The organism is Candidatus Ruthia magnifica str. Cm (Calyptogena magnifica) (assembly GCF_000015105.1).
Lineage (GTDB): Bacteria > Pseudomonadota > Gammaproteobacteria > PS1 > Pseudothioglobaceae > Ruthia > Ruthia magnifica.
The window spans coordinates 60321-84989 of the sequence record NC_008610.1; the positions used below are offsets into that span (position 1 = coordinate 60321).

The 24669-nt window shown below is 36.6% G+C and carries 22 protein-coding genes and 2 tRNA genes; 22 read left to right on the forward strand and 2 right to left on the reverse strand.

The genetic code is table 11. The features are described 5' to 3' along the window. The first annotated feature begins 17 nt into the window (after positions 1–17). The 7 genes from RMAG_RS00300 to purD all read left to right on the forward strand — a co-directional run bounded on the left by RMAG_RS00300 (position 18) and on the right by purD (position 7796). Positions 18–94 (forward strand) — tRNA-Met (locus RMAG_RS00300). A 103-nt stretch (positions 95–197) separates the two neighbouring features. Beyond that, complete coding sequence (gene rimP / locus RMAG_RS00305; protein ID WP_011737480.1) at positions 198–662, forward strand: ribosome maturation factor RimP; 465 nt, start codon at positions 198–200, stop codon at positions 660–662. Between the two features lie 31 nt (positions 663–693). Then, a complete protein-coding gene (nusA, locus tag RMAG_RS00310; RefSeq protein ID WP_011737481.1) occupies positions 694–2169 on the forward strand; it encodes a transcription termination factor NusA in 1476 nt (491 codons plus the stop codon). 56 nt (positions 2170–2225) lie between these two features. Continuing rightward, the gene (gene infB, locus RMAG_RS00315; protein WP_011737482.1) at positions 2226–4673 is read left to right on the forward strand and encodes a translation initiation factor IF-2; all 2448 of its coding nucleotides are present in this window, start codon (positions 2226–2228) and stop codon (positions 4671–4673) included. 17 nt (positions 4674–4690) lie between these two features. Next, positions 4691–5029, forward strand: a complete 339-nt coding sequence (gene rbfA, locus RMAG_RS00320; RefSeq protein WP_011737483.1) for a 30S ribosome-binding factor RbfA — start codon at positions 4691–4693, stop codon at positions 5027–5029. A 24-nt stretch (positions 5030–5053) separates the two neighbouring features. Next, on the forward strand, positions 5054–5962 hold the full coding sequence (gene truB / locus RMAG_RS00325) for a tRNA pseudouridine(55) synthase TruB (RefSeq protein ID WP_011737484.1): 909 nt from the start codon (positions 5054–5056) through the stop codon (positions 5960–5962). Positions 5963–6524: 562 nt separating this feature from the next. Continuing rightward, the gene (gene purD / locus RMAG_RS00335) at positions 6525–7796 is read left to right on the forward strand and encodes a phosphoribosylamine--glycine ligase (RefSeq protein ID WP_011737485.1); all 1272 of its coding nucleotides are present in this window, start codon (positions 6525–6527) and stop codon (positions 7794–7796) included. A 355-nt stretch (positions 7797–8151) separates the two neighbouring features. On the opposite strand, the gene RMAG_RS00340 is transcribed toward purD, so the two are convergent. Further along, positions 8152–8910, reverse strand: a complete 759-nt coding sequence (locus RMAG_RS00340) for a BON domain-containing protein (protein ID WP_011737486.1) — start codon at positions 8908–8910, stop codon at positions 8152–8154. A gap of 367 nt (positions 8911–9277) precedes the next feature. Between RMAG_RS00340 and rsmI the strand changes: the two genes are divergently transcribed. Further along, complete coding sequence (rsmI, locus tag RMAG_RS00345; RefSeq protein ID WP_011737487.1) at positions 9278–10108, forward strand: 16S rRNA (cytidine(1402)-2'-O)-methyltransferase; 831 nt, start codon at positions 9278–9280, stop codon at positions 10106–10108. A gap of 294 nt (positions 10109–10402) precedes the next feature. Here rsmI and coaE read toward each other — a convergent pair whose 3' ends face one another. Continuing rightward, complete coding sequence (coaE, locus tag RMAG_RS00350) at positions 10403–11008, reverse strand: dephospho-CoA kinase (RefSeq protein ID WP_011737488.1); 606 nt, start codon at positions 11006–11008, stop codon at positions 10403–10405. A gap of 77 nt (positions 11009–11085) precedes the next feature. Here coaE and RMAG_RS00355 point away from each other — a divergent pair. The 14 genes from RMAG_RS00355 (at position 11086) to ubiA (ending at position 24494) form a co-directional block, all read left to right on the forward strand. Further along, positions 11086–11159, forward strand: a tRNA-Met gene (locus RMAG_RS00355). Positions 11160–11330: 171 nt separating this feature from the next. Beyond that, positions 11331–13316 carry a transketolase gene (gene tkt / locus RMAG_RS00360; RefSeq protein WP_011737489.1) on the forward strand — a complete coding sequence of 662 codons (1986 nt, stop codon included), beginning with the start codon at positions 11331–11333 and terminating at the stop codon, positions 13314–13316. 108 nt (positions 13317–13424) lie between these two features. Beyond that, the gene (gene gap / locus RMAG_RS00365) at positions 13425–14420 is read left to right on the forward strand and encodes a type I glyceraldehyde-3-phosphate dehydrogenase (RefSeq protein ID WP_011737490.1); all 996 of its coding nucleotides are present in this window, start codon (positions 13425–13427) and stop codon (positions 14418–14420) included. Positions 14421–14460: 40 nt separating this feature from the next. Then, complete coding sequence (locus RMAG_RS05750) at positions 14461–14619, forward strand: DUF302 domain-containing protein (RefSeq protein ID WP_187145688.1); 159 nt, start codon at positions 14461–14463, stop codon at positions 14617–14619. Positions 14620–14668: 49 nt separating this feature from the next. After that, positions 14669–14797, forward strand: a complete 129-nt coding sequence (locus tag RMAG_RS06090; protein ID WP_268745583.1) for a DUF302 domain-containing protein — start codon at positions 14669–14671, stop codon at positions 14795–14797. Positions 14798–14841: 44 nt separating this feature from the next. Beyond that, positions 14842–16017: a phosphoglycerate kinase gene (locus RMAG_RS00370; RefSeq protein WP_011737491.1), complete on the forward strand. Its 1176-nt coding sequence runs from the start codon at positions 14842–14844 to the stop codon at positions 16015–16017. Continuing rightward, on the forward strand, positions 16010–17452 hold the full coding sequence (gene pyk / locus RMAG_RS00375; RefSeq protein ID WP_011737492.1) for a pyruvate kinase: 1443 nt from the start codon (positions 16010–16012) through the stop codon (positions 17450–17452). Before RMAG_RS00370 ends, pyk begins: the two co-directional genes overlap by 8 nt. Positions 17453–17535: 83 nt before the next feature. Beyond that, positions 17536–18597, forward strand: coding sequence for a class II fructose-bisphosphate aldolase (gene fba, locus RMAG_RS00380; protein ID WP_011737493.1), 1062 nt, complete (start codon positions 17536–17538; stop codon positions 18595–18597). A 69-nt stretch (positions 18598–18666) separates the two neighbouring features. Further along, positions 18667–20535, forward strand: a complete 1869-nt coding sequence (gene mnmG / locus RMAG_RS00385) for a tRNA uridine-5-carboxymethylaminomethyl(34) synthesis enzyme MnmG (RefSeq protein ID WP_041194914.1) — start codon at positions 18667–18669, stop codon at positions 20533–20535. After that, the gene (rsmG, locus tag RMAG_RS00390; RefSeq protein ID WP_024792069.1) at positions 20532–21143 is read left to right on the forward strand and encodes a 16S rRNA (guanine(527)-N(7))-methyltransferase RsmG; all 612 of its coding nucleotides are present in this window, start codon (positions 20532–20534) and stop codon (positions 21141–21143) included. Before mnmG ends, rsmG begins: the two co-directional genes overlap by 4 nt. Next, on the forward strand, positions 21140–21940 hold the full coding sequence (locus tag RMAG_RS00395) for an AsmA family protein (protein ID WP_011737496.1): 801 nt from the start codon (positions 21140–21142) through the stop codon (positions 21938–21940). The genes rsmG and RMAG_RS00395 overlap by 4 nt, the downstream gene beginning before the upstream one ends. A 6-nt stretch (positions 21941–21946) precedes the next feature. Beyond that, entirely contained in the window at positions 21947–22717 is a 771-nt protein-coding gene (locus RMAG_RS00400; protein WP_011737497.1) for a TatD family hydrolase, read from the forward strand. Then, positions 22714–23625: an RluA family pseudouridine synthase gene (locus RMAG_RS00405; RefSeq protein WP_011737498.1), complete on the forward strand. Its 912-nt coding sequence runs from the start codon at positions 22714–22716 to the stop codon at positions 23623–23625. The genes RMAG_RS00400 and RMAG_RS00405 overlap by 4 nt, the downstream gene beginning before the upstream one ends. Beyond that, positions 23622–24494, forward strand: coding sequence for a 4-hydroxybenzoate octaprenyltransferase (gene ubiA, locus RMAG_RS00410; protein WP_024792067.1), 873 nt, complete (start codon positions 23622–23624; stop codon positions 24492–24494). Before RMAG_RS00405 ends, ubiA begins: the two co-directional genes overlap by 4 nt. Positions 24495–24669: the final 175 nt, after the last annotated feature.

Genomic DNA, 24669 nt, shown 5'->3' on the forward strand with positions numbered 1-24669 from the left:
TAATTTATACATTTTAGTGCGGGGTGGAGCAGTTCGGTAGCTCGTCGGGCTCATAACCCGAAGGTCATAGGTTCAAATCCTGTCCCCGCTACCAGTTAAGTTGCTTTTTTTATTATTTTATTAATGAAAGAGTTGATTAAGACCCCCTTTCCAGGGGGTTTTTGTTATGCGTAGAAAGGTGAATGAGTAGGAATAATATGGCAAGAGTGACTGACAAAATTACCCATTTAATTGAGCTTGTTATTAAGGACATGTGCTATGAATTGGTGGGTATTGAATACGTTGCTAGCGGCAAACATAGTATCTTGAGGGTTTTTATTGATACAGATAAAAAAGGCGTTGGTGTTAACGATTGTGAAAAAGTCTCTCGTCAATTGAGTAGTATTTTTGACGTGGAGGAACCGATTAGTGGCCAATACACCTTGGAGGTTTCATCACCTGGTATTGAGCGCCCATTGTTCCATAAGGAGCATTATCAGCGTTTTTTAGGCGCTAATGTTAAGTTACGCATGGTTAGGCCGATTGATGGGCGGCGCAATTTTTTTGGTGTGATTGGTTGTGTTAATGAGGCTGATAATACGTTTGAGTTGGTTGGTGAATTGGATCTGGTTATTTTGGATATTGATCTGATTGAAAAAGCAAATTTAGTGGTTGATTTTTAAGCCCAATTGGGTGATTTAGGAGAATAAAGACATGGACGGCAAAGAATTATTTTTGATGGTTGAGGCAATTTCAAACGAGAAAAACATTTCTAAAGAAGAGGTGCTTGAGTCGTTAGAAGAAGCATTGGCTATTGCTACAAAAAAACGTAATAATATTGATGCATATGTTGAAATTAACAGACAGACGGGCGAATTTTTAACCTTTAGGCAGTGGATGGTTGTGGCAGATGGTGAGACATTTGTTGATGATGATGGCACTGAGTTTGATTCAGAATTACATGTTTATGCAAAAGATGCGAGTGGTGTAGCGGTTGATGATTATGTACGTAAGCCAATTGAAACACAAAAGTTTGGTCGTATTGCAGCGCAAATTGTTAAGCAAGTGATTGTCCAAAAGGTTCGTGAGGCAGAAAGAGAGGTGATTGTTAATGATTATTCCTCTCGTATTGGCGAGGTGGTTATGGTCACGGTTAAACGTGTTGATAGAGGCAATGTTTATGTGGATACGGGTGGTGGCGTTGATGGCATGATTCCTAAATTTGACCTCATTCCTAATGAATCAGTGCGTAAAAATGACCGTTTAAGGGCCTATATTAAAGAGGTGAAACCCTCTGTTCGTGGTGCGCAAATTTTCCTATCACGTAGTATGCCTGAAATGATGATTGAGCTGTTTAAAATGGAAGTGCCTGAAATTTCTGAAGGCGTGATTGAAATCATGGGCGGTAGTAGAGACCCGGGTTTGCGCTCGAAACTAGCAGTTAGAGCTAAAGATAGACGTATAGACCCCATTGGTTCTTGCATTGGTATGCGTGGCGCACGTGTTCAGGCGGTGTCAAATGAGCTGAATGCTGAGCGTGTTGATATCATTCTTTGGGACGAAGATCATGCACAATTTGTGATTAATGCAATGGCGCCTGCGCAGGTGAGTTCAATTATTGTTGATGAAGATAAGCACTCAATGGACATCGCAGTTGAGGATGATCAGTTAGCATTAGCCATTGGTCGTGGTGGTCAAAACATTAAGCTTGCCTCTCGTTTAACTGGTTGGAGATTAAATGTGATGTCAACAACTCAAGCTGATGAAAAACAAGCACAGGAAACGTTAAAAATTAGCGATAAACTTGCCGACCAATTAGGCGTTGATTCTGAAGTGGCAGGCGTGTTAATTGAAGAAGGGTTTGGTAGTGTGGGTGAGTTGGTTGATGCAGATGCACAAGTATTAGAAAACATAGAAGAGTTTGACGCATCAATGGTTGAAGAACTTCAAGAGCGCGCATCAGATGCACAATTAGTGCAGGCTTTGGGAGATGCTGAGGCTTCTGAGCTACTAATGAGTGTTGAAGGAGTTGGTGAGGACTTGGCAAGTGCATTAATTGAAGCAGATATTGTTACTGTTGATGACTTGGCAGAGTTGTCTATTGATGACTTGCTCGATATTCAAAACATGGATACTGAAATAGCATCTAGTGTTATCATGATTGCAAGAGAAAATGAAGGATGGTTTTAATTTAGAGTTAGAATTTATTTTAAGTTAATAATTTTAAAAAAATATAGGCAAAGCTTATGGCACATACAGTTCAAACACTCTCTAAATTATTGAAAAAGACGCCTGATGAGGTAATCACAATTCTGGCTAATGCTGGTGTTGATGGTAAAAATTCAGATTCTGCCATTTCAGCAGAAGAAAGAAAAATTTTGATGAGTAGCCTTTCAAAACGTTCAAGTAGTAAATCTAGTATGTTTTCCTTTTCTAAGACTGGCATTAAGTCTAGTGCCAATTCAGCAAGTGGTGCCAAGGTGCAAGTTAAGAAAAAACGTCTTACAAAGTCAGCTACAGCGACTGATGAACAGCCTGAAATCGCTGTTAATGAAGTCGCTCAAGCCGTTCAAGTTGCCTTGGATGCTGGTCGTGATGCAGATAAAAAATTATTAGCCCAAGATGCTAAACGCTTGGAGATGGTACGTTTGCAAAAAACTCAAGCAGAAGTGCTAAAAGCCCAGAAAAAAACTGTTAAACAGGCGCAAGCGCAAGAAATTGAGAAAAAAGCTGAAAAACCAAAAATGATAGATAAGTTCAAAGAAGATAAGAAACCTAAACGCTTACGCAATACACTTAATGGCAATAATACTCGCAGGCAACTTCACGTTGCTAGACATAATCCAAATCGTAAACTAAAGAAAAAAGACAGAACACGCCTGTCACAAAAAGTACAAGAAGAGCAGGCGCAACACGCTTTCCAAAAACCTATTGAAAAAGTGGTTCACGAAATTGCTATTGCTGAAAATATTAAAGTAACCGAACTTGCACAAAAGATGGCTACTAAAGCTGGCGAAGTTCTTAAGGTGTTGATGGGTATGGGCGTTATGGCAACACTGAATGATGTGATTGACCAAGATACTGCCATGTTAGTTGTAGAAGAAATGGGACATAAAAGCATTGCTAGTGTTGAAGAAACCGTTGAAGATGTATTAATTGAGCAGTTAAAATCTAGTGGTAATGAAAAGGCCAGACCACCTGTTGTAACCATTATGGGACATGTTGATCATGGAAAAACCTCACTGCTTGATTATATTCGTCAAGCCAAAGTAACGCACGGTGAAGCTGGCGGTATTACGCAACACATTGGCGCTTATCAAGTTCAGTCAAATGGTAATACCATTACTTTTATTGATACACCAGGGCATGCAGCGTTTTCTAAAATGCGCTCTCGTAGCGCTAATGCGACTGATATTGTTATTTTGGTGGTGGCTGCTGATGATGGTGTGATGCCACAAACGATTGAGTCTATCAAGCATGTACAAACCGCAGGTGTGCCAATGATTGTTGCAATTAATAAGATAGATAAAGAAGGAATTGATATTGATAAAATTAAGCAAGTACTTTCAACGCATAATGTTATCTCTGAAGATTGGGGTGGCGATGTAATGATGATACCAGTATCAGCGTATACTGGAGAAGGCGTAGATGCTTTATTAGACGCAATCTCATTAACTGCTGAGGTTTTAGAATTTTCAGCTGTGATTAAAGCGTTAGCACGCGGTACTGTACTGGAAGCGCGTCTTGAAAAAGGCCGCGGCAAGGTTACTACTATTTTGGTACAATCTGGCACGTTGAATAAAGGTGATATCATGATTGCTGGGTTTGAATATGGAAAAGTGAAGCAAATTGTGGATGATAAAGGTAAAGTACTCAAATCAGCTACGCCGTCAATGCCTGTAGAGGTATTAGGTTTGTCTGGCGTTCCCAATTCTGGTGATGAAGTGTTAGTGGTGGATAGTGAACGTAAGGCTCGTGAAGTGGCTGATTTTAGAAAAGCTAAAAATCGTGAAGCGCAATTGCAAAAACAACAAGCATCGAAGATGGAAAACTTCCTAATGAAAATGGAGGAAAGCAATGTTTCAACCGTTAATGTATTGCTTAAAGCGGATGTTAGAGGTTCAGCGCAGGCATTGATTGAAGCCTTGGAAGGGTTGTCAACGGATGAAGCTAAAGTGAAAGTGGTGTCAAGTGGTGTTGGTGGCATTAACAATACTGACATTACATTAGCAGCAACTTCTAACGCTTTGGTACTTGGTTTTAATGTGCGTGCTGATGCTGTTGCACGTAAAACAGCTGACAATGAAGGTGTTCGTATTGAATACTATTCAATTATTTATAACTTAATTGATGATGTTAAAACGATTATGAGTGGTTTACTTAGCCCTGAACTTAGTGAAAATATTATTGGTATTGCCTCTGTTAAGAGTGTGTTCAGATCTCAAAAAATGGGTGATATTGCAGGGTGTATGGTTGAAGAGGGCGTGGTTAGACGTGACAGCCTAATCCGGGTATTGCGTGATAGTGTGGTTATTTTTGAAGGCTGGCTAGAATCACTAAGACGTTTTAAGGACAATGTTAATGAAGTGAAATCAGGTACTGAATGTGGTATTGGCGTCCTTAATTACACAGACATTCAACCGGGTGATCAAATAGAAGTTTTTGAACGTATTGAAAGAATACGTACACTTTAATTGAGCTTTTGATACAAGTGTTAGAACAGACCTCTTATAGAGTTGAAAGAATTAGTGAACTAATTCGTCGTGAGTTAACGTTATTATTAAAAACCACTACCAAAGATCCAAGGTTAAGTGGTGTGATGATTACTGATGTATTGGCAAGTCGTGATTTAAGCAGTGCTAAGGTTTTTTATACAGTCACTAAAGAAGATAGGACGGTAGTTGAACCTATACTTAGTAAAGCTAGTGGTTTTTTTCGTTCGCGTTTGTCAAAAACGTTAGACCTTCGCCACACACCTGCACTTGGATTTATCTTTGACTCTGCGTCTAATACAGGTGCAAGAATTGAACAACTACTGTCTAAACTTTAATGGACTATTGCGTTAGCTCATTTCATGTCGAGACGTAATCCAAAAGGTAGAGACATTAATGGTATTGTTTTATTAGATAAAGATGTTGGTCTAAGCTCTAATGCCGCTCTACAAAAAGTAAAACGACTTTTTTTTGCAAAAAAGGCTGGGCATACAGGCGCCCTAGACCCTTTAGCAAGTGGTATTTTGCCAATTTGTTTAGGCCAAGCGACTAAGATTGCACAATTTTTACTAGAGAATGATAAGAGTTATTTTGTGCGTAGTAAGCTGGGGCAAATGACTGATACAGGTGATTGCGAAGGCAGTATTATCAAAACCCAATCTTTTGAGCATTTAAATGAGCGTGAGATTGTTAATACGGCTATAAGTTTTATAGGTGATATTTTGCAAATTCCACCTATGTATTCAGCACTCAAAAGAGACGGACATCCATTGTATAAACTTGCCAGACAAGGTGTGGAGGTAAAAAGAGAATCGCGCCCAGTTACTATTCATAAAATGACTTATCTTGGTTATGCAAATGGCATACTTTCGCTTGAAATAACCTGCTCTAAAGGCACTTATATTCGTACTTTAATAGAAGATATTGGTAAAAAACTAGGTTGTGGTGCACATGTTGTTGAACTCAGACGCACAGGCTTTGCACATATTGACATCAGCCAAACTTTTAAATTTTCTGATCTTGAGGCACTAGCATTGGATAATTATCAAACACTGGATGATAAAATTCTTGCTAGTGAAGCTATGCTACCAAATCTTGAAAACGTTTATTTGAGTGAAGCTCAAAGTGTGAATATCAAGTTTGGTAGAGAGATTCAAACAGATAAGCAAGGATTGTTTAAAGTGAAATTATTTGATGAGAAAAAACAATTTTTTGGTATTGGAGAGTGTCAAGAAAATGGGACAATTGTACCAAAAAGGTTATTTATATGAGAAAAAAGCACCAGTTGTTATTTTTATAACAATTTAATGCGCTCTATTAAGGACAATAAAAGCTTGCGTGAAAGTGTTTATAATCACGAACGAGTTTTTAATATTGTAGATGAGTACTTGATAAGCTGTCGATGTTTGGCTATTTTTGCTACTTAAAATGGGTGCGTATCGTTTTGTTATAGGATTCAATAATGAAGAGTTGAGTGTTACATCAATATCAGTATTTGACCTGTTTAATACTGAGAATCATTTAGTAGATTATTTGTTAAAGCTTGACTATATTGATTTTAATAAAATTAACCTTTATGAAAAAGATAAGACCTTTGTCCTATTTTCAAAGGATTGGCAGTAGTTCTATATTGGATAGAAATCAAAAAATTCAGCAGCTAATTCATGAGGATGACTTGCATTTTATCTTGCAAAATATTTTATAATTACGCCTCTTGAGGGTTGTTATTTACACTCAATTATTATTAATTTGTTTAATTCAATCGTATTAATGTCGATTAATTACGATGGCATCGTGAGTTTTATCACATAAAAAATTTATTACGGAGTGCTTATGAAAGTTTTAGTTATTGGTAGTGGTGGTCGTGAACATGCTTTTGCTTGGCAGTGTGCTAAATTTGATACAGTCAGTCAAGTATTTGTTGCCCCTGGTAATGCTGGTACACAGTTAGAAAATAAGTTGACTAATGTTGGTATTGCTGCAGAGGATATGGAAGGTTTAATTGCTTTTGTAAAAGTCAATAAAATTGATTTAACCATTGTTGGTCCTGAAGCGCCATTGGTAATAGGCGTGGTTGATCGTTTCCAAGAAGAGGATTTGGTAATTTTTGGACCAACTAAAGCGGCTTCACAACTTGAGGGTTCTAAGGCATTTTGTAAGTATTTTTTAGAACGTAATAATATTCCAACAGCGTATTACGGCGTATTTACCAACGTAGATTCTGCCATTCAGTATGTTAAAAATAAAGGCACACCTATCGTCATTAAAGCTGATGGTTTGGCTACAGGTAAAGGTGTGATTATTGCTCATACGCAAGCTGAAGCCGAAGGTGTAATTATTAATATGTTACAAGACAATCGTTTTGGTGAAGCGGGTTCACGTGTAGTTATTGAAGAGTTTTTGAGTGGCGAAGAAGCAAGTTTTATTGTGATGTGTGATGGTAAAAATGTTTTGCCAATGGCAACCTCACAAGACCATAAAACCCGTGATAATGGCGATAAAGGCCCAAACACTGGTGGTATGGGTGCTTATTCTCCAGCGCCTATTGTTACCGATGAGATTTTTCAGACAATCATGACTAAAGTTATTTACCCAACTGTTGATGCAATGGCAGCAGAAGGAAATATCTACACAGGATTTTTATATGCAGGATTGATGATTGATCAAGATAATAATTTTAAAGTATTAGAATATAATTGTCGTTTTGGTGACCCTGAAACTCAGCCGATTATGATGCGTCTTAGATCTAATTTGGCAGACTTATGTTTATTAGCAACACAACAAAAATTAGACCAAGCAAGCATTGAGTGGGATGAACGCATTTGCCTTGGTGTAGTTTTAGCTGCAAAAGGCTATCCAAATGCTTACAATACTAGTGAATCAATTATTCTGCCAGAAAATAGTCAAGACGCTAAAGTTTTCCATGCAGGAACAAAGCTAGAAAATGGCAAGATCCTATCCAGTGGTGGGCGTGTTTTATGTGCGACAGCTTTGGGTGAAAGTATCTTAGATGCTAAAACTAAAGCCTACCAACTGGTGAAAAAAATCAATTGGAAGGGTGCTTATTATCGGGATGATATCGGTTTTAAAGCTGTTGATGGTTAGTAGAAAAATAAATGTTATTAAGCATAACATTTATTTTTTATTTGAATTCTTTTTAAGTGTGGAAGTTATCCTTTGAACACGTCTATGTTAGATTGAAGAGAGTGTTAATAATTATTGTGGGTGTAGTTATTTTGTCAAATAATTTTGATTTGCCTGAATTGACCGATTCAAAAAATCTTAGTGAGAAAAAGTGTGAGATTTTGTGTATGCGTTGATTGTTTATTAATGCTAATGGGCGGTGTGTGAAGTAAGTGTGATTGAAATTGATAAAATTAATACTTTGCAAACCACTATGTTGGTTATGCATCGTACTGTTGAGTGTCTAAATATCAAGTATGGGTGGAAGGTTATGGTATTAGAATGCATATTCTGGTGAAAAATTTGTCGCTGTAGTATTGCTACTTAATGCTCTAATTTGTCGCTGTAAGTCAGCTTTTTTTGTCTCAAGGTCGACTTGTTGTTTTTCAAATTCAGCTTTACGTTTATCTTCAAGTTCTTTAAGCTTATCACGTTCTATTTCAGCCTTTGGACGAGTTTTTAGATAATCAAATAACTTCACAACCTTGTAAGCACCTTTGGCTTTAGCAGCAGTTTTAGCAGCCATATTCGCTTCGCGCTTAGTTAAAGCGCCCATTAAATAAACCACCTGGTTTTCGGTCATTACCCGAACATGGATTGGATGAAACACTTCTTGGTTTTGAAATAGAAACTCTACTTGTATGGTGATAGCTGAATCTTTGACTCGACTGATTAACCCGCTTGAAGGTCCGAGTTTGATTTCATTAAATATTTGTGAAATATTTGGTACTTGAAGTTGTGCTTGTTTGCTAGCATAAATGCGTATTTCTGGTGTTGACACTTCTCCAGTAATGAGCACTGTTTTGTTATAAACCATAAAATTAAGATGCACATCACTTAGTGTTGGATCTTCACTGTACCAGATTAATAGCCTAGAAGCAATAGTCTTATCATCTAGTATTTTTCCAATACTGCGTCTATCATTACTTATTGAAATTACTGAACTAACGGTTGAGGCGCCTTGAATGACTGGTGCACAACCTATTAGAAATAAAGAGTTTACTATTAGAGATATTGATAGAATGATTTTTTTCATGATGTTTAGTTTTCGAAAGCGTCTTTTATTCAAAAAATCTTAGGGTATTTTAAATTAGATTCTAATACTTGAGCAGATAATCTTAATATTTTTTTTGGTGTCTTTGTAAATATAATTTAGCAAATGTGAATTATATTTTCTTGCTTTTGAAAGCGGCCGTTTCTATCGCAGTACTAAAACGAATATTAGTACGATAACGAACTTCAGTTAAAAATTAGTGTTTGACCGATTTTATCAAGCATAATGATACCTGTTTTACCCAACGGGGTTAAATAATTTTTTTCAATGAGCTTAAGATGCTATGTTGGACAAATATGCCAATGCAATACTTTTTGTCTGATTAGCAATTTTTCTTTTAAAACCGAATATGAACGGAACGCTTTATATTGTTGCCACACCAATTGGAAACCTAGATGATATCACTTTTAGGGCGATTGAAACGCTAAAAATAGTTGATATTATTTTGGCAGAGGATACACGTCATTCCAAACACTTGCTTAATCATTATGATATTACAACGTCTATGCGTGCTTTTCATGAGCATAATGAAAAACGTAAAACACCAGATGTAATCAATGAATTATTAGCAGGCAAACATATTGCATTGATTAGCGATGCAGGTACGCCACTTATTAGTGATCCAGGCTATATATTAGTGAGCGAGGCGAAAAAAGCAGACATTAACGTATCGCCAATTCCTGGTTCTAACGCAATGATTAGCGCAATTAGCGCATCAGGAATTGCCAGCGATAAATTTAGTTTTTTTGGTTTTTTACCCAGTAAGCAATCAGCACGTCTTAAGGTAATTCGCTCAATCGCCCATATCAATGAAGTGGCTATTTTTTATGAATCGCCCAAACGTATTCTTTCCTGTGCGCAAGATTTACAAGTAATACTAGGTAATGAACGTATTGTTTGCTTTGCCAAAGAGCTCACCAAGTTGTTTGAGACAATCAACACAAACACATTGCCAAAGTTGATTGATTATTTACAAGCGGATGATGCACATCAAAAAGGTGAATTTGTGATTCTTATTTCAGCAATGGATAAGGGTAATAAAATATCAGAAGAGGAGATATTGGACAAAATATTACCTATTTTGCTCGCTGAAATGGGTGCGGCAAAAGCTGCTAAACTTGTAGCTAAAATAACCGGTTTTGATAAAAAATACTGCTATCAGCGTGCTATTGATTTTTAAAGATTTTTTTGATAAACCTTTATATGCGGCATATTTTCTTTTGTAACAATATTTGTAAAAATGGTAAAACGTATTGTATAGCTTAAATCTGAAGCGATACATAGTTACGTTAAGAATGAATGTCACCAAGAAGGCAATCTAGGTGAGAGTAAAATTAGTGTCAGTAAGTCGTGCCGCTTGAGACGTTGTGAATATGGTTGTATGGTGGCTGTTTACCCTGATAATGTTATTGATGAAGGGGATGTTAATAACACTATCACAGAACACCTAATCAATCGTAATATTATTTAAAGATTACAAATTGGTTAGTTTTTTATACAATTGGTTAGTTTTTTGGGTTAAGTCAGCAATATCTAGGTTATTTTCAATAATATCAATAGGTGTTTTGTTACATAATTCTAAGCGTAGTAAATGATTAATTTGCGTAGAAATCATACTTTTTGCTTCTTTTAGACTAATATCGTTACGAGCAATTAATCTTTTTAATTGTTCTTCTTCATTACAACCAACAATGATTATCCTATCAAATAAATGAGTAAGGTTTTTTTCAGCTAATAACGGTATTTCAACCACTACTAGTTTACTTTCTAGTTTTTTAATTTCAGTTTGCATACGCATTAATATTTCTGGATGCAACATTGTTTCAATCAATTGTTGATTAGATTTACTTTCTAATAAAAGCTCACGTAAAGCGCTACGATCAAGACTTTTATCAGCATTAAGAATGTCATTGCCAAAGTGTTTTATTAGCTTTTTAAGTACAAGCGTGTCAGGTTTGACAGCTTGGCGTGCAAGTTTGTCAAGGTTAATAACATCCACACCCAAGCCACTTAAGATTTGACTTACCCTTGACTTACCACAAGCAATACCACCCGTTAGTGCTATTTTAATAATTGACATAGTAATTGATTTTATTAATATTACGTCTTATCTGTTGACATTTACGTTAAATCTTTCGATAATACTCCCTTCTTATTGGTTATGTAGCTCAGTTGGTTAGAGCACAGCATTCATAATGCTGGGGTCGGTGGTTCAAGTCCACCCATAACCACCCATACAATATTACGTATCTTGCTTTGTTTGTTATAAAAAACTAGCTTCATAATCGAGTCAGTGTTCCTATTGTGTGATTACTTGTTTTTATAAAACAATCATTTGAGAGCGCCTTGATTAAGGGTAATTTTTACGTATAATTATTCAATTTTTGAGCAAGGAATTTTATATGCCATCACGCAGAGATTTAGCAAATGCCATTCGTGCTTTAAGCATGGATGCAGTTCAAAAGGCAAACTCAGGTCATCCAGGTGCGCCAATGGGTATGGCAGATATTGCTCAGGTACTTTGGAATGATCATTTGAAGTATAACCCAATACACGCTAAGTGGGCTGATCGTGACCGTTTTGTATTATCAAATGGACATGGATCGATGCTAATTTATTCATTGCTACATTTATCAGGTTATGATCTTAGCATGAATGATATTAAAAACTTTCGTCAATTGCATGCTAAAACAGCAGGTCATCCTGAATATGGATATGCAGATGGTATTGAGACAACAACAGGACCATTAGGACAAGGCGTTACCAATGCAGTTGGTATGGCAATTGCCGAGCGTACATTAGGGGCACAATTTAACAAGCCAGGTCATGATATTGTTGATCATAACACCTATGTATTTATGGGTGATGGTTGCTTAATGGAGGGCTTGTCTCATGAGTCTTGCGCTATGGCTGGTACGTTGGGGCTTGGCAAATTGATTGCGTTTTGGGACGATAATGATATTTCTATTGATGGCCATATTTCTGACTGGATGGAAAAAGATGCAGCGGGTCGTTTTGAGTCTTATGGTTGGCATGTTGTTCGTGATGTTGATGGGCATGATGCTGATGCCATTAATGCAGCTATTAATGCAGCCAAAGCTGAAACTGCTAAACCTTCGCTTATTTGTACACGAACAACCATTGGCTTTGGTTCGCCTAATTTATGCGGTACACATAATTGTCATGGCGCCCCATTGGGTGATGATGAAATTGCTGCAACTCGTAAAGAGTTGGGCTGGGACTTTGCGCCATTTAAAATTCCTGCAGATATTTATAAAGGCTGGGATCATAAAGAAAAAGGTACTATTGATGAATCAGCTTGGGATGTTAAATTTGCAGCTTATAAGGCTGAGTTTCCAGCAGATGCTGCTGAGTTTGAGCGCCGTATGTCGGGTGATTTGCCTGATAATTTTGTAATTGAAATGGATAAATTCATTGCTAAAACGCAAGAAGAAATGCCAAGCATCGCTTCTCGTCAAGCCTCTCAACGTACGATTGAAACCATGGCTCCTTTATTGCCAGAAATGTTTGGAGGCTCTGCTGATTTGACCGGATCTAACCTAACTAATTGGTCAGGTACTGTTAAAGTGAATGCACAAAACGCGAATGGTAATTATATTTCATGGGGTGTTCGTGAATTTGGTATGGCACACATGATGAATGGTATGGTGCTTCATGGTGCTTTTAAGGTTTATGGTGCAACATTTTTTATGTTTATGGAATTTATGCGTAATGCATTGCGTATGTCAGCACTGATGAAAATTGGTACAATTTATGTTTATACTCATGATTCTATCGGTCTAGGCGAAGATGGTCCTACGCATCAGCCAATTGAGCAGTTAGCAACCATGCGCATGATTCCTAATTTCCAGTCTTGGAGAGGATGCGATGCAGTGGAATCAGCGGTATCTTGGAAAATGGCGATACTTAGAAATAATGCGCCAACAGGACTGGTTTTTTCACGCCAAACTTTAACGGCAATGGAGCGAACTTCTGAGCAAGTGGCAAATATTGAAAAAGGCGGTTATATTCTTAAAGATTGTGAAGGTACGGCTGATATTATCTTTATTGCAACGGGTTCTGAAGTGGGCTTAGCAGTTGAAGCAGCAGCAGCAATGGATGTCAAAGTGCGTGTTGTTTCAATGCCTTGTACAAATGCTTATGATGATCAAGGCCAAGCTTATAAAGATTCAGTTTTAACACCTGGTGTAAAGCGCCTTGCAATTGAGGCAGGTGTTGGTGATGGATGGTATAAATACGTAGGTCTAGATGGTGATGTGGTTTGTATGACAACCTTCGGTGAGTCTGCACCAGCGGATCAATTATTTAAAGCATTTGGTTTTACAATAAATAACGTCATTGCAAAAGCAATAGCTGTTATTGGTTAAAATAATAAATTTAAACATGGTAAAAGTTATTGATAATCTTTTTAGTGTTTTTAATGAGATTTATGCCTAAATGGTATAATGTAATTGGAGTAAAAAAGGAGTAAGAAAATGGCAATAAAAGTGGGTATTAATGGTTTTGGTCGTATTGGTCGCATGGTATTTCGTGCAATTGCAAAGAATTTTTCAGAACTAGAAGTAGTTGGTATTAACGACTTATTAGACAATGATTACTTGGCATATATGCTAAAGTATGATACAGTTCACGGTCGTTTTGATGGCGATATTGTAGTTGATGGTGATAATTTTGTCATCAATGGCAAAAAAATTCGCTTGTCAGCTGAACGTAATCCTGCTGATCTTGCATGGGGTGATATTGATGTAGATGTGGCAATTGATTGCACAGGTTTTTTCTTAACTGAAGAATTTTGTCAAGCGCACATTGATGCGGGTGCAAAAAAAGTGGTTCAATCAGCACCTTCTAAAGACAACACACCAATGTTTGTATATGGTGTAAATCACACTAAATATACAGGTCAGGCCATTATTTCAGCAGCATCTTGTACCACTAATTGTCTTGCACCAATCGCTAAAGTGATTAATGATAATTGGGGCTTAAAGCGCGGTTTAATGACGACAGTTCATGCATCAACAGCAGCACAAAAAACGGTTGACGGTCCTTCAATGAAAGATTGGAGAGGTGGTCGTTCGGTGTTTGAGAATATCATTCCTTCATCAACAGGTGCTGCTAAAGCAGTAGGTGTTGTATTGCCAGAGCTTAATGGTAAATTAACAGGTATGGCATTTCGTATTCCATCGGTTGATGTTTCAGTGGTTGATTTAACTTGCGAGTTAAACAAGAATGTAACTTATGAGCAAATTTGTGATGCTATGAAAGAAGCCTCAAAAAGCTCAATGAAGGGCACATTAGCCTACACCGAAGACTCAGTTGTATCAAGTGACTTCCGTGGTTTTAGCGCTTCTTCTATTTTTGATTCTAGCGCAGGTATTGCGCTGGATGATACGTTTGTTAAAGTTGTATCTTGGTATGATAACGAGTATGGTTATACTTGTAATATGCTTCGTTTAGTTGAGCATATTGCTTAAACTATTAAAAATACGGCTCGTATTACGAAGCTGTTCTTTTATGTCAGGTTTATATATTAAAAGCTCACAACTAAGTGTTAGTGGGGTAATTAAAAGACTTAAGAAAGCTGTTATAGACAACCGGTTTGATATTTTGCATATTTTTGATATTAAACAAACATTGGCTGACAGAGGAATGCCAGATATTCGAAATTTGTAATCCAAAAGTTGCAAAAGATATTCTTGAAAAGGATATTAATTTAGCCACAATGTTACCGTGTCGAATTTCAGTGTATACTCAGGATAATGTTACTAAAGTTGGTTTGGTATTGCTCTCTAAGCAAATTGTTCAACTGTTAAATGCTAATGAGCTATTATCATTGGTTGAGCCTGATTAAAATTGTTAATCAGTCTATTGCATAAAATAAATAGGAGAATTATTATGTCAGTTATTAATTTATTAGATTTGGATTTAAGTTCAAAACGAGTGTTAATTCGTCAAGACCTTAATGTGTCGATTTCTAATTGGATTGTTACCAGTGATAAGCGTATTAAAGCCTCTCTACCAACCATTAAAATTGCTTTAAAACAAGGCGCTAAAGTCATGCTGATGTCACACCGTGGTCGTCCAATTGAAGGTGAGCCAAGTGATGAATTTAGCCTGCAACCTGTTGCTGATCGTTTGAGTGAATTATTAAATACCACAGTGCGTTTAGAAAAAGACTGGCTGAATGGTGTTCAAATGAACAATGGTGAGGTGGTGCTTTGTGAAAACGTACGCTTTAATGCTGGTGAAATGGCTAATGACGATAACTTATCTAAGCGTATGGCTTTGATGTGTGATATTTTTGTGATGGACGCGTTTGGTACTGCGCATCGCGCTCAGGCTTCTACTCATGGTGTTGCTAAATATGCGCCCATTGCTTGTTCAGGTCCATTATTATCGGGTGAGCTTGATGCGCTTGGAAAGGTATTAGATAATCCTAAGCGCCCAATGGTTGCGATTGTTGGCGGCTCTAAGGTTTCAACAAAGTTAACCGTACTTGAGTCTTTATCTAAAATAGTAGATCAACTAGTTGTAGGTGGCGGTATTGCCAATACTTTTATTGCAGCTCAGGGTTTTAACGTGGGCAAATCTTTGTGTGAACATGATTTAATCCCAATGGCTAAAAAACTAATGGAAGATTGTGAAATCCCAGTGCCAACAGATGTGGTTTGTGGCAAGGAGTTTTCAGAGACTGCAGAAGCGCAAACCAAGGCTTCAACAGAAGTTTCTGATGATGATATGATTTTTGATATTGGGCCTGAGTCTATTAAGCAGCTAGCTAAAATTATGGAAAACGCAGGTACTATTGTATGGAATGGGCCAGTTGGTGTGTTTGAATTTGAGCAATTTGCTAGTGGTACCAAAACACTAGGTAAGGCAATTGCTGAATCTGATGCATTTTCAATTGCTGGTGGTGGTGATACATTGGCAGCTGTTGATAAATACGGCATTGAAGACAAGATAAACTATATTTCAACAGGTGGTGGTGCATTTTTAGAATTTTTAGAAGGCAAAATATTACCAGCAGTAGAAATTTTAGAACAAAGAGCTTCGGGTGTAGATTTTGCCTAGAAGAACTAAAATATTAGCCACGCTTGGCCCTGCAACGGACAAAGAAGGTGTACTAGATAGCATTCTTGAGGCAGGCGTTAATGTTGTGCGTATTAATTTCTCACACGGCTCAAAACAAGAACATTTAAACAGAGTTAAGGCAGTGCGTGCTTGGGCGCAAGTAAATCAGACTTATGTGGGTGTGTTGATGGATCTTCAAGGTCCTAAAATTCGTATTACTACTTTCAAAGATGGCATGAAAATTCAACTGAATAATGGTGATATTTTTGCACTTGATGCTGATTTGGATGAGAATTCAGGCAATCAATATTCGGTGGGTATTGTGTATAAAAAATTACCACAAGAGGTGCGAGTTGGTAATGTTTTATTATTAGATGACGGAAAAATAGTACTAGAGGTTATTGGTATTAAAGGCAATAAAATTAATACTATTGTGACACAAGGTGGTATCTTGTCAGATAAAAAGGGTATCAACCTTCGTGGTGGTGGTTTGTCTGCTAATGCATTGACTGAAAAAGATAAAAAAGATATCTTAATTGCAGCAAAAGCTAAAGCAGATTATGTGGCTTTATCGTTTCCAATTAGCGGTGATGATGTGCGTAAAACTAAGCAATTATTAAAACAAATGGGTTGTGATGCTGGTGTAATTTCAAAAATTGAACGTGCCGAGTCTTTGGTAGAGAGTGTTATTTTAGACATCATCAAAGAGTCGGCAGGCATTATGGTGGCACGTGGTGATTTAGGTGTTGAAATTGGTGATGCACAATTGCCTGCACAACAAAAACGCTTAATTAAGTTGGCTAGATCGAATAATCGAATTGTTATTACTGCAACGCAAATGCTGGAATCAATGATTACCAGTCCAATCCCGACTCGTGCTGAGGTTTTTGATGTCGCTAATGCAGTATTAGATGGCACTGACGCAGTGATGCTTTCAGCTGAAACAGCAGTAGGTAATTTTCCTGAAAACGCTGTTAAAACTATGCATGATGTTTGTATTGAAACTGAAAAAAATCCTATTGCTAAAATATCCCATCATCGTCTTGATGAAACATTTACTTATATTGACGAAACTATTGCTATGAGTGCAATGTATGCTGCTAATCATATGGGTACTAGGGTGATTGTGACCTTAACAGAAAGTGGTAAAACCGCCATATGGATGTCAAGAATTAGTTCAGGTATTCCTATTGTAGCGATGTCTGATAAAGTATCAACTTTGCAAAAAGCTACACTCTATAGGGGGGTTCATCCTTGTTTTTTGTCAACTAAAAAAGATTGGATAGAGATAAATAAGGCTGTCATTAAACGTTTACAAGTTGGTAATTTTGTTTATGATGGTGACAGCGTTATACTAACCAAGGGTATGTATAAAAATAAGTCAGGCGGTACAAATTTGATGAAAATTTTGACAGTTGGCGATTCAGAATATTAAAATAAATATAAATAGTTATAATCATTAAATAATAAGACACTAAACCTTAATTATCAAGAAAAAACTTAAAAAAGGAGAAAAATATGTTAATTTCATTAAGAGAATTATTAGATCATGCGGCAGAAAATGACTATGGCATGCCAGCATTCAATGTTAACAATATGGAGCAAGTTCATGCTATTATGCGAGCTGCAGATAAAACCAATAGTCCTGTTATTATGCAAGGCTCTGCTGGTGCAAGAGGTTATGCAGGTGAGCCGTTTTTACGTCATTTAATTTTAGCAGCAACCGAAATGTATCCACACATTCCAGTGGTTATGCATCAAGACCATGGTTCTGAGCCATCTGTTTGTTTGCGTTCAATTCAATCTGGTTTTTCATCAGTGATGATGGATGGTTCATTAAAAACGGATATGAAAACACCAGCCTCATTTGAATATAATGTTAATGTGACTGCTGAAGTTGTAAAAATGGCACACGCAGGTGGCGTTTCTGTTGAAGGTGAGTTAGGTTGTTTGGGCTCATTAGAAACTGGCATGATGGGCGAAGAGGATGGCCATGGTGCTGAAAGTAAATTAGATTTAGATATGTTGTTAACTTCAGTTGAAGAAGCCGCTGATTTTGTTAAAGCAACTAACGTTGATGCACTGGCCATTGCTATTGGTACCTCGCATGGTGCTTATAAATTTACCCAAGAGCCAACAGGTGATGTGTTACGTATTGACAGAATTAAAGAAATTTATACGCGCATTCCAGATACGCATTTAGTGATGCACGGCTCTTCTTCAGTGCCACAAGATTGGTTGAAGATTATTAACGATTTTGGGGGTGATATGGGTCAAACTTATGGAGTTCCTGTTGAAGAAATTCAAGAAGGTATTAAACATGGCGTACGTAAAGTTAATATTGATACCGATTTACGCATGGCGTCAACAGGAGCGGTTCGTAGATACTTGGTCGAAAATGCATCAAACTTTGATCCACGTAAATTCTTAAAAGAAGCAACTAATGCAATGAGTGATATTTGTGCAGCACGTTTTGAAGCGTTTGGCTCAGCAGGTAATGCTGATAAAATCACCGTGTCTTCATTAGATACTATGAGTCAAAGATATCTCTCTGGTGAATTGGACGTTCAAGTAAAGTAGATGCCTAATAATTAAGAATCAAAAAAGGCTCGTTTTAACAACGGGTCTTTTTATTTTAAGTTAATGAACATGGGACAAGCTAAGAGCTATTCAGTGATTGTTATTGGTGGTGGTCATGCTGGCACAGAAGCGGCACTTTCAAGTGCTCGTATGGGTGTTTGTACGTTGCTTATTTCTCATAACATTGAAACACTTGGGCAAATGAGTTGTAACCCTGCAATTGGCGGGATTGGTAAAGGACATTTGGTTAAAGAGATTGATGCGATGGGTGGTATTATGGCACGCGCGATTGATAAGTCTGGGATACAATTTCGTACACTAAATGCTTCAAAAGGTCCAGCAGTACGTGCGACCCGTGCGCAGGCTGATCGTATTTTGTATAAGGCACAGATTCGTTACACTTTAGAAAATCAAGACAATCTATCTTTATTTCAACAGGCAGTTGATGATTTAATCATTGAGCATGATCAAATTAAAGGTGTTGTGACTCAGATGGGGCTTGCTTTTATGGCGGATAAGGTGATTCTAACATCAGGTACTTTTTTAGGTGGTGTTATCCACATTGGACAGCGTAATTTTCAAGGCGGTCGTGCAGGTGATGCGCCATCAAACGCTTTGTCAGGAAAATTGCGTTCTTACGATTTACGTGTTAGTCGACTAAAAACAGGTACACCACCAAGATTAGATAATAGAACATTGAATTATTCCCTCATGCAAGTACAACCAGGAGACACACCATTGCCGACGTTTTCATTCATGGGTGTTAAAGAAGACCATCCAAGGCAAATCCCTTGCTATATCACGCATACTAACGAAAAAACTCATGATCTTATTCGTGATGGATTAAAAGACTCGCCCATGTTTACTGGCAATATCGAAGGTATTAGTCCCAGATATTGTCCGTCAATTGAAGACAAAGTGGTACGCTTTAGTGAGCGTGATTCACATCAAATTTTTGTTGAGCCTGAAGGGCTAACTACCAATGAGGTTTATCCAAATGGGGTGTCTACATCGTTATCTTATGAAGTGCAATTAAATTTTATTCGTTCAATTAAGGGTTTTGAAAAAGCGCATATTATACGCCCAGGTTATGCGATTGAGTATGATTTTTTTGATCCCAGAGGATTAAAACAGACACTAGAAGTTAAGAAAATCTCAGGGCTATATTTTGCTGGGCAAATTAATGGCACTACGGGCTATGAAGAAGCGGCAGCCCAAGGGTTGTTGGCAGGTGTTAATGCGGCATGTGCTATATTAGAAAGAGATGCTTGGCTACCAAAACGTAACGAGTCCTACATTGGCGTTATGGTGGATGATTTGATTACTAAAGGCGCTAATGAACCTTATCGGATGTTTACCTCACGCGCTGAATATCGCTTGTTATTAAGAGAGGATAATGCAGACGAGCGCCTTACGCCCAAGGCTAGAGATCTTGGATTGATTAGTGAGGTATGCTGGCAGTCTTTTCAAGTTAAATATGAAGCTATTACACAAGAAAAAAACCGTCTTAAAAATACTTGGATACAAGCGAGCGACACTCAAGCTGGTGTAGTTTTAAATCAAAATTTAAATCATGAATATTCTTTACTTGAACTACTTAAACGACCTAAAATTGATTATCAAATATTAAGTCAAATCGAATCTGGAAAACCGTTTCTAACGGATGCTACTTTAATTAATTCGATTGAAAATCAAATTAAATACGCAGGTTACATTAAACGTCAATTAGAGGAAATTGAAAAATATCGTAAGAATGAAAATACAATATTATCTGTAAATATAGATTATGACTCAATTAAAGCGCTCTCTTCTGAGGTCAGACAAAAACTTGAACTACATAAGCCAGAAACCATTGGTCAAGCAAGCCGTATCCAAGGCGTCACCCCTGCTTCTATTTCCATTTTATTAGTTTATTTAAAAACGTATCAGTCAAAATGAACTCTGAAGTATTGTTAATAGAAGGTGCCAGCTTGATGAATATTAAGCTTGAAAGTGAACAAATTAGCAAATTGATGAATTACCTTAAGCTAATTATTAAGTGGAATAAGAGCTACAATCTAAGCGCTATCAGAACCATGGAGAAAGGCGTTTACAAGCACTTATTAGATAGCTTATCAGTTATTGCGTATATTAAAGATAAGTCCTTATTAGATGTCGGTTCTGGTGCGGGCCTGCCAGGTATTGTGATTAGTATTATGAGGCCAGAACTTTTAGTTACTGTGCTTGATACAGTTGGTAAAAAATGTCGTTTTATGCAATTTGCTAAAACCCAACTACAATTGAAAAATCTTAATGTTATTAAGAATAGGGTAGAAAATTATCAAATTGAGTTTTGCTTTGAACAGATTATTTCAAGAGCTTTTTCAAAGGTTGAAAAAATATTGAAATTGACACAACATTTATTATGTAATAATGGCGAATACTTGCTGATGAAAGGAGCAGGTTTTCAACAAGAGACATTACCTTATGGTGTAGACATTCAGTCGTTATGCGTTCCAGAAATTTTGGGTAAGCGATATTTATTAATTTTTAGGAGAGAAAAATGAAAAAAATAGGGTATTTTTTAATAGGTTTAATCGTTATTTTAGCCCTTATTGTGACAGTTGCATTTGATCCGATGGGTAAAAAATATGCACAACAATATGCACAAAATTTACTCAAAATACCAGTAACTATTAGCCAATTTAGCACCAGTTTTTTAGATAAGCGTCTAAATATTGATTTTATTAAAGTGAAAAACCCCCCAAATTTTAACAATAAATATGCCTTTTCTTTGGACCACTTTGTATTAAAAATAAGTGATGAAAGCATCTCAGATTTGATTGTCATTGATGAGCTGTCTTTTGATGGAATAAGTTTTGTTTTGGAACAAAATAAGACCAATGTGAATTTAGTTACACTAATTGATAATCTAGATAAAACGAGTAGTGGCACTACTTTTTCTTTATCTGAAGAGATCCAAAATATCGGTAATAAAAGAATTAAAATTAATCAATTTTATGTCACTAATATCACATTAAAAATTGACACGAAGTGGCTTAAAGAAACCATCAAAGTACCTAATATTAACCTTCAAAAATTTGGCGGTGGTAGTGGTATTGCACTTAGTCAGGTTGGTCAAGAATTGATGACAGTTGTACTTAAAAATATAAAAGACGCTCTAGAGAAAAAAGGCATTGAGTTGGGTAAGAAAGAAATTAAAGAAACCCTAATGCATAAACTGAGAGTTGATAGTATTAAAGAAAAATTTAATTTAGATAAAATTAAAGACTCATTGAATTTTAGTGGCACAGAAGAGCTACAAAACAAAGCTAAAGATTTATTTAAGCAACTTGGCTTTTAATTAATCGTGCAAATAGTTGACTCGCATTGTCATATTGATAGAATAGATTTATCTGCTTTTGGTGGTAATGTTGAGCGTATGCTTGCTCATGCTAAAGAATTATCGGTAACGCAATTTTTATGTGTATGTATTGATTTAGAGCATTTTGATGAGGTATTTTCTTTGGCGAAAAATTACCCGCAAATTTATGCCTCAGTAGGCGTGCATCCTTGTGAACTAGAGGGCAAAGACCCAAGTGTGAAAGAATTATTAGTATTAGCAGAACATGATAAAATTATTGCCATTGGTGAAACTGGGTTGGATTATTTTCATGTTGAAAAGATAGCAGCTGATTGGCAAAGAGATCGTTTTAGGCGGCATATTAAAGCCTCAAATCAATCGGGTAAGCCGATGATTATTCATACACGCAATGCCAAAAAAGATACTATTGCAATTATGCAAACTGAAAAAGCCGAACAAGGTGTCATGCATTGCTTTTCTGAAAACTGGGAAACTGCCAAGGTAGTGCTAGATTTAGGTTTTTATATTTCTTTTTCTGGTGTTATTACCTTTAAAAGTGCTAAAGATTTGCGCGAAGTAGCAAAAAAAGTACCTAGCGATAGATTGTTGGTTGAGACTGATTCACCCTATTTAACGCCCGTACCTTATAGAGGCAAGCCTAATTCACCAGCTTATAGCTATTATGTCGCTGAAAAGTTAGCTGAAATTCGCGGCGTGAGTATTAATAATATTGCCAATACAACCACCAATAATTTTAAACAACTTTTTTTAGCATGAGTATAAGTTTTCAAATCGTTGATGAATTTTCAGAAGGCCAGCGTTTGGATAATTATTTGCTTAAAATACTTAAAGGTGTTCCTAAGTCGCACATCTGTAGGGTCATTCGCAAAGGCTGGGTGCGCGTTAATAAAGGTAGAAAAAAAGTAAGCTATAAACTTATTTTAAATGATATTGTACGTATTCCGCCAATTAAAGTGTCTATTATTAAGTCTATATATATTTCAGATAGCTTAAAAAAATTATTAATCGATGCTAAGTTGTATGAGGACAAAGGTCTGCTTATTATCAACAAGCCAAGTGGTTTGTCAGTGCATAGTGGTTCTGGAGTTGATGTTGGTATTATTGAAGCTCTTAGGCAAATATATAAAAAACCTATTGAATTGGTGCACCGATTAGATCGAGCCACTTCTGGGGTGCTTTTAATTGCCAAGAAGCGTAGCGTATTAAAAAACTTGCACGAGCAGCTAAGTCAACACACCGTTGAAAAACGTTATACAGCCTTGGTTAAAGGAGTTTGGTCAAAAAAATGTCATACTATTGATGCGCCACTTTATCAAAACTCAAGGTATATTATGGTGGATGCTAAAGGTAAATATGCAATTAGTCATTTTCAGCCACTTAAAAATTTTTCCGATGGAGGTTTTTCTGCTTCATTGGTTGAGATTAGCATTGAAACTGGACGCACTCACCAAATTCGTGTACACGCAAAGTATGCTGGACATGCGTTGGCTTGTGATGACAAATATGGTGACAAAGAATTTGATAGACAAGTTAAATTTAAAGGCTTAAAAAGATTATTTTTGCATGCACATCAGTTTATTTTTACAAATCCATTAACCAATGATATTCAGAAAGTGAATGCATCTTTACCAGTCGAATTAGAAGAATTTTTAGCTAAACTATGAGTAGCTTACAAACCAAGACTATTTCCTTCTGGAGGTATTTACGCCTGATGCGTTTGGACAAGCCAATTGGTATTTATTTGTTATTATGGCCAACATTATGGGCATTATTTTTGGCGGCAGAAGGAGTGCCTGATTTAAAATTATTATTGATTTTTGTTTTGGGTGTTATTTTAATGCGATCAGCAGGTTGTGTGATTAATGACTACGCAGATAGACATGTTGATAAACTCATAAAACGCACCAAACAAAGGCCTATTACTTCAGGCGAGATTAATCATAAATCTGCACTTAAATTATTTGTATTACTAATCATGTTGGCATTTATATTAGTGCTATTAACCAACTGGTTAACTATTCAACTTGCAATGATTGCAGCATTATTAGCAATCTTGTATCCATTTACTAAACGTTGGACTCACTTTCCACAATTTGTACTAGGGTTGGCATTTGCCATGAGTGTGCCAATGGCTTTTTCAGCAACTCTTAATACTATACCAACTACTGCTCTGTATGTATTCGCAGCAACGGTAATTTGGACAGTAATCTATGACACGATGTACGCCATGGCTGACCGAGAAGAAGATTTAAAAATTGGTGTTAAATCAACCGCTATTTTATTTGCTAAATTTGACCGATTAATTATTGGAATTTTCCAAATTGGACTGTTGTTAATTCTAATAAAAATATCAGACGTTTTTAATCTGACTATCCTTTATGATATTTCATTAGCCTTAGTTGCGTTGTTAATGATTTATCACCAATATTTTATTAGGCATCGTAAGAAGAGCGCCTGTTTTCAGATATTCTTACATAATAAATATATAGGCGTAGTCATTTTTGCAGGCATTGCGCTGTCTGTTGTTTTATAAGTATTTTGATGTATCAAAGTTTTTATTTTTTAATGAATTAGGTAATACTAAATAACATCCAAGAATTTGTGAATGAAAATCTGTGAACGCAGTAATTTGGGCTTATACGAATAGTATCATGGCTTTAGGCGTGTATGATACTGAAGTAACAAAATGCAAAAAATTTATCATGATA

What these genes read in the sequence shown, in the direction of transcription:
- rsmI (WP_011737487.1), top strand. Translation starts at nt 9,278, where the DNA reads ATGAACGGAACGCTTTATATTGTTGCCACACCAATTGGAAACCTAGAT.
- RMAG_RS06090 (WP_268745583.1), top strand. Translation starts at nt 14,669, where the DNA reads ATGTTACCGTGTCGAATTTCAGTGTATACTCAGGATAATGTTACTAAA.
- nusA (WP_011737481.1), top strand. Translation starts at nt 694, where the DNA reads ATGGACGGCAAAGAATTATTTTTGATGGTTGAGGCAATTTCAAACGAG.
- RMAG_RS00405 (WP_011737498.1), top strand. Translation starts at nt 22,714, where the DNA reads ATGAGTATAAGTTTTCAAATCGTTGATGAATTTTCAGAAGGCCAGCGT.
- RMAG_RS05750 (WP_187145688.1), top strand. Translation starts at nt 14,461, where the DNA reads ATGTCAGGTTTATATATTAAAAGCTCACAACTAAGTGTTAGTGGGGTA.
- rsmG (WP_024792069.1), top strand. Translation starts at nt 20,532, where the DNA reads ATGAACTCTGAAGTATTGTTAATAGAAGGTGCCAGCTTGATGAATATT.
- purD (WP_011737485.1), top strand. Translation starts at nt 6,525, where the DNA reads ATGAAAGTTTTAGTTATTGGTAGTGGTGGTCGTGAACATGCTTTTGCT.
- rimP (WP_011737480.1), top strand. Translation starts at nt 198, where the DNA reads ATGGCAAGAGTGACTGACAAAATTACCCATTTAATTGAGCTTGTTATT.
- fba (WP_011737493.1), top strand. Translation starts at nt 17,536, where the DNA reads ATGTTAATTTCATTAAGAGAATTATTAGATCATGCGGCAGAAAATGAC.
- coaE (WP_011737488.1), bottom strand. Translation starts at nt 11,008, where the DNA reads ATGTCAATTATTAAAATAGCACTAACGGGTGGTATTGCTTGTGGTAAG.
- infB (WP_011737482.1), top strand. Translation starts at nt 2,226, where the DNA reads ATGGCACATACAGTTCAAACACTCTCTAAATTATTGAAAAAGACGCCT.
- ubiA (WP_024792067.1), top strand. Translation starts at nt 23,622, where the DNA reads ATGAGTAGCTTACAAACCAAGACTATTTCCTTCTGGAGGTATTTACGC.
- mnmG (WP_041194914.1), top strand. Translation starts at nt 18,667, where the DNA reads ATGGGACAAGCTAAGAGCTATTCAGTGATTGTTATTGGTGGTGGTCAT.
- RMAG_RS00370 (WP_011737491.1), top strand. Translation starts at nt 14,842, where the DNA reads ATGTCAGTTATTAATTTATTAGATTTGGATTTAAGTTCAAAACGAGTG.
- RMAG_RS00395 (WP_011737496.1), top strand. Translation starts at nt 21,140, where the DNA reads ATGAAAAAAATAGGGTATTTTTTAATAGGTTTAATCGTTATTTTAGCC.
- gap (WP_011737490.1), top strand. Translation starts at nt 13,425, where the DNA reads ATGGCAATAAAAGTGGGTATTAATGGTTTTGGTCGTATTGGTCGCATG.
- tkt (WP_011737489.1), top strand. Translation starts at nt 11,331, where the DNA reads ATGCCATCACGCAGAGATTTAGCAAATGCCATTCGTGCTTTAAGCATG.
- RMAG_RS00340 (WP_011737486.1), bottom strand. Translation starts at nt 8,910, where the DNA reads ATGAAAAAAATCATTCTATCAATATCTCTAATAGTAAACTCTTTATTT.
- truB (WP_011737484.1), top strand. Translation starts at nt 5,054, where the DNA reads ATGTCGAGACGTAATCCAAAAGGTAGAGACATTAATGGTATTGTTTTA.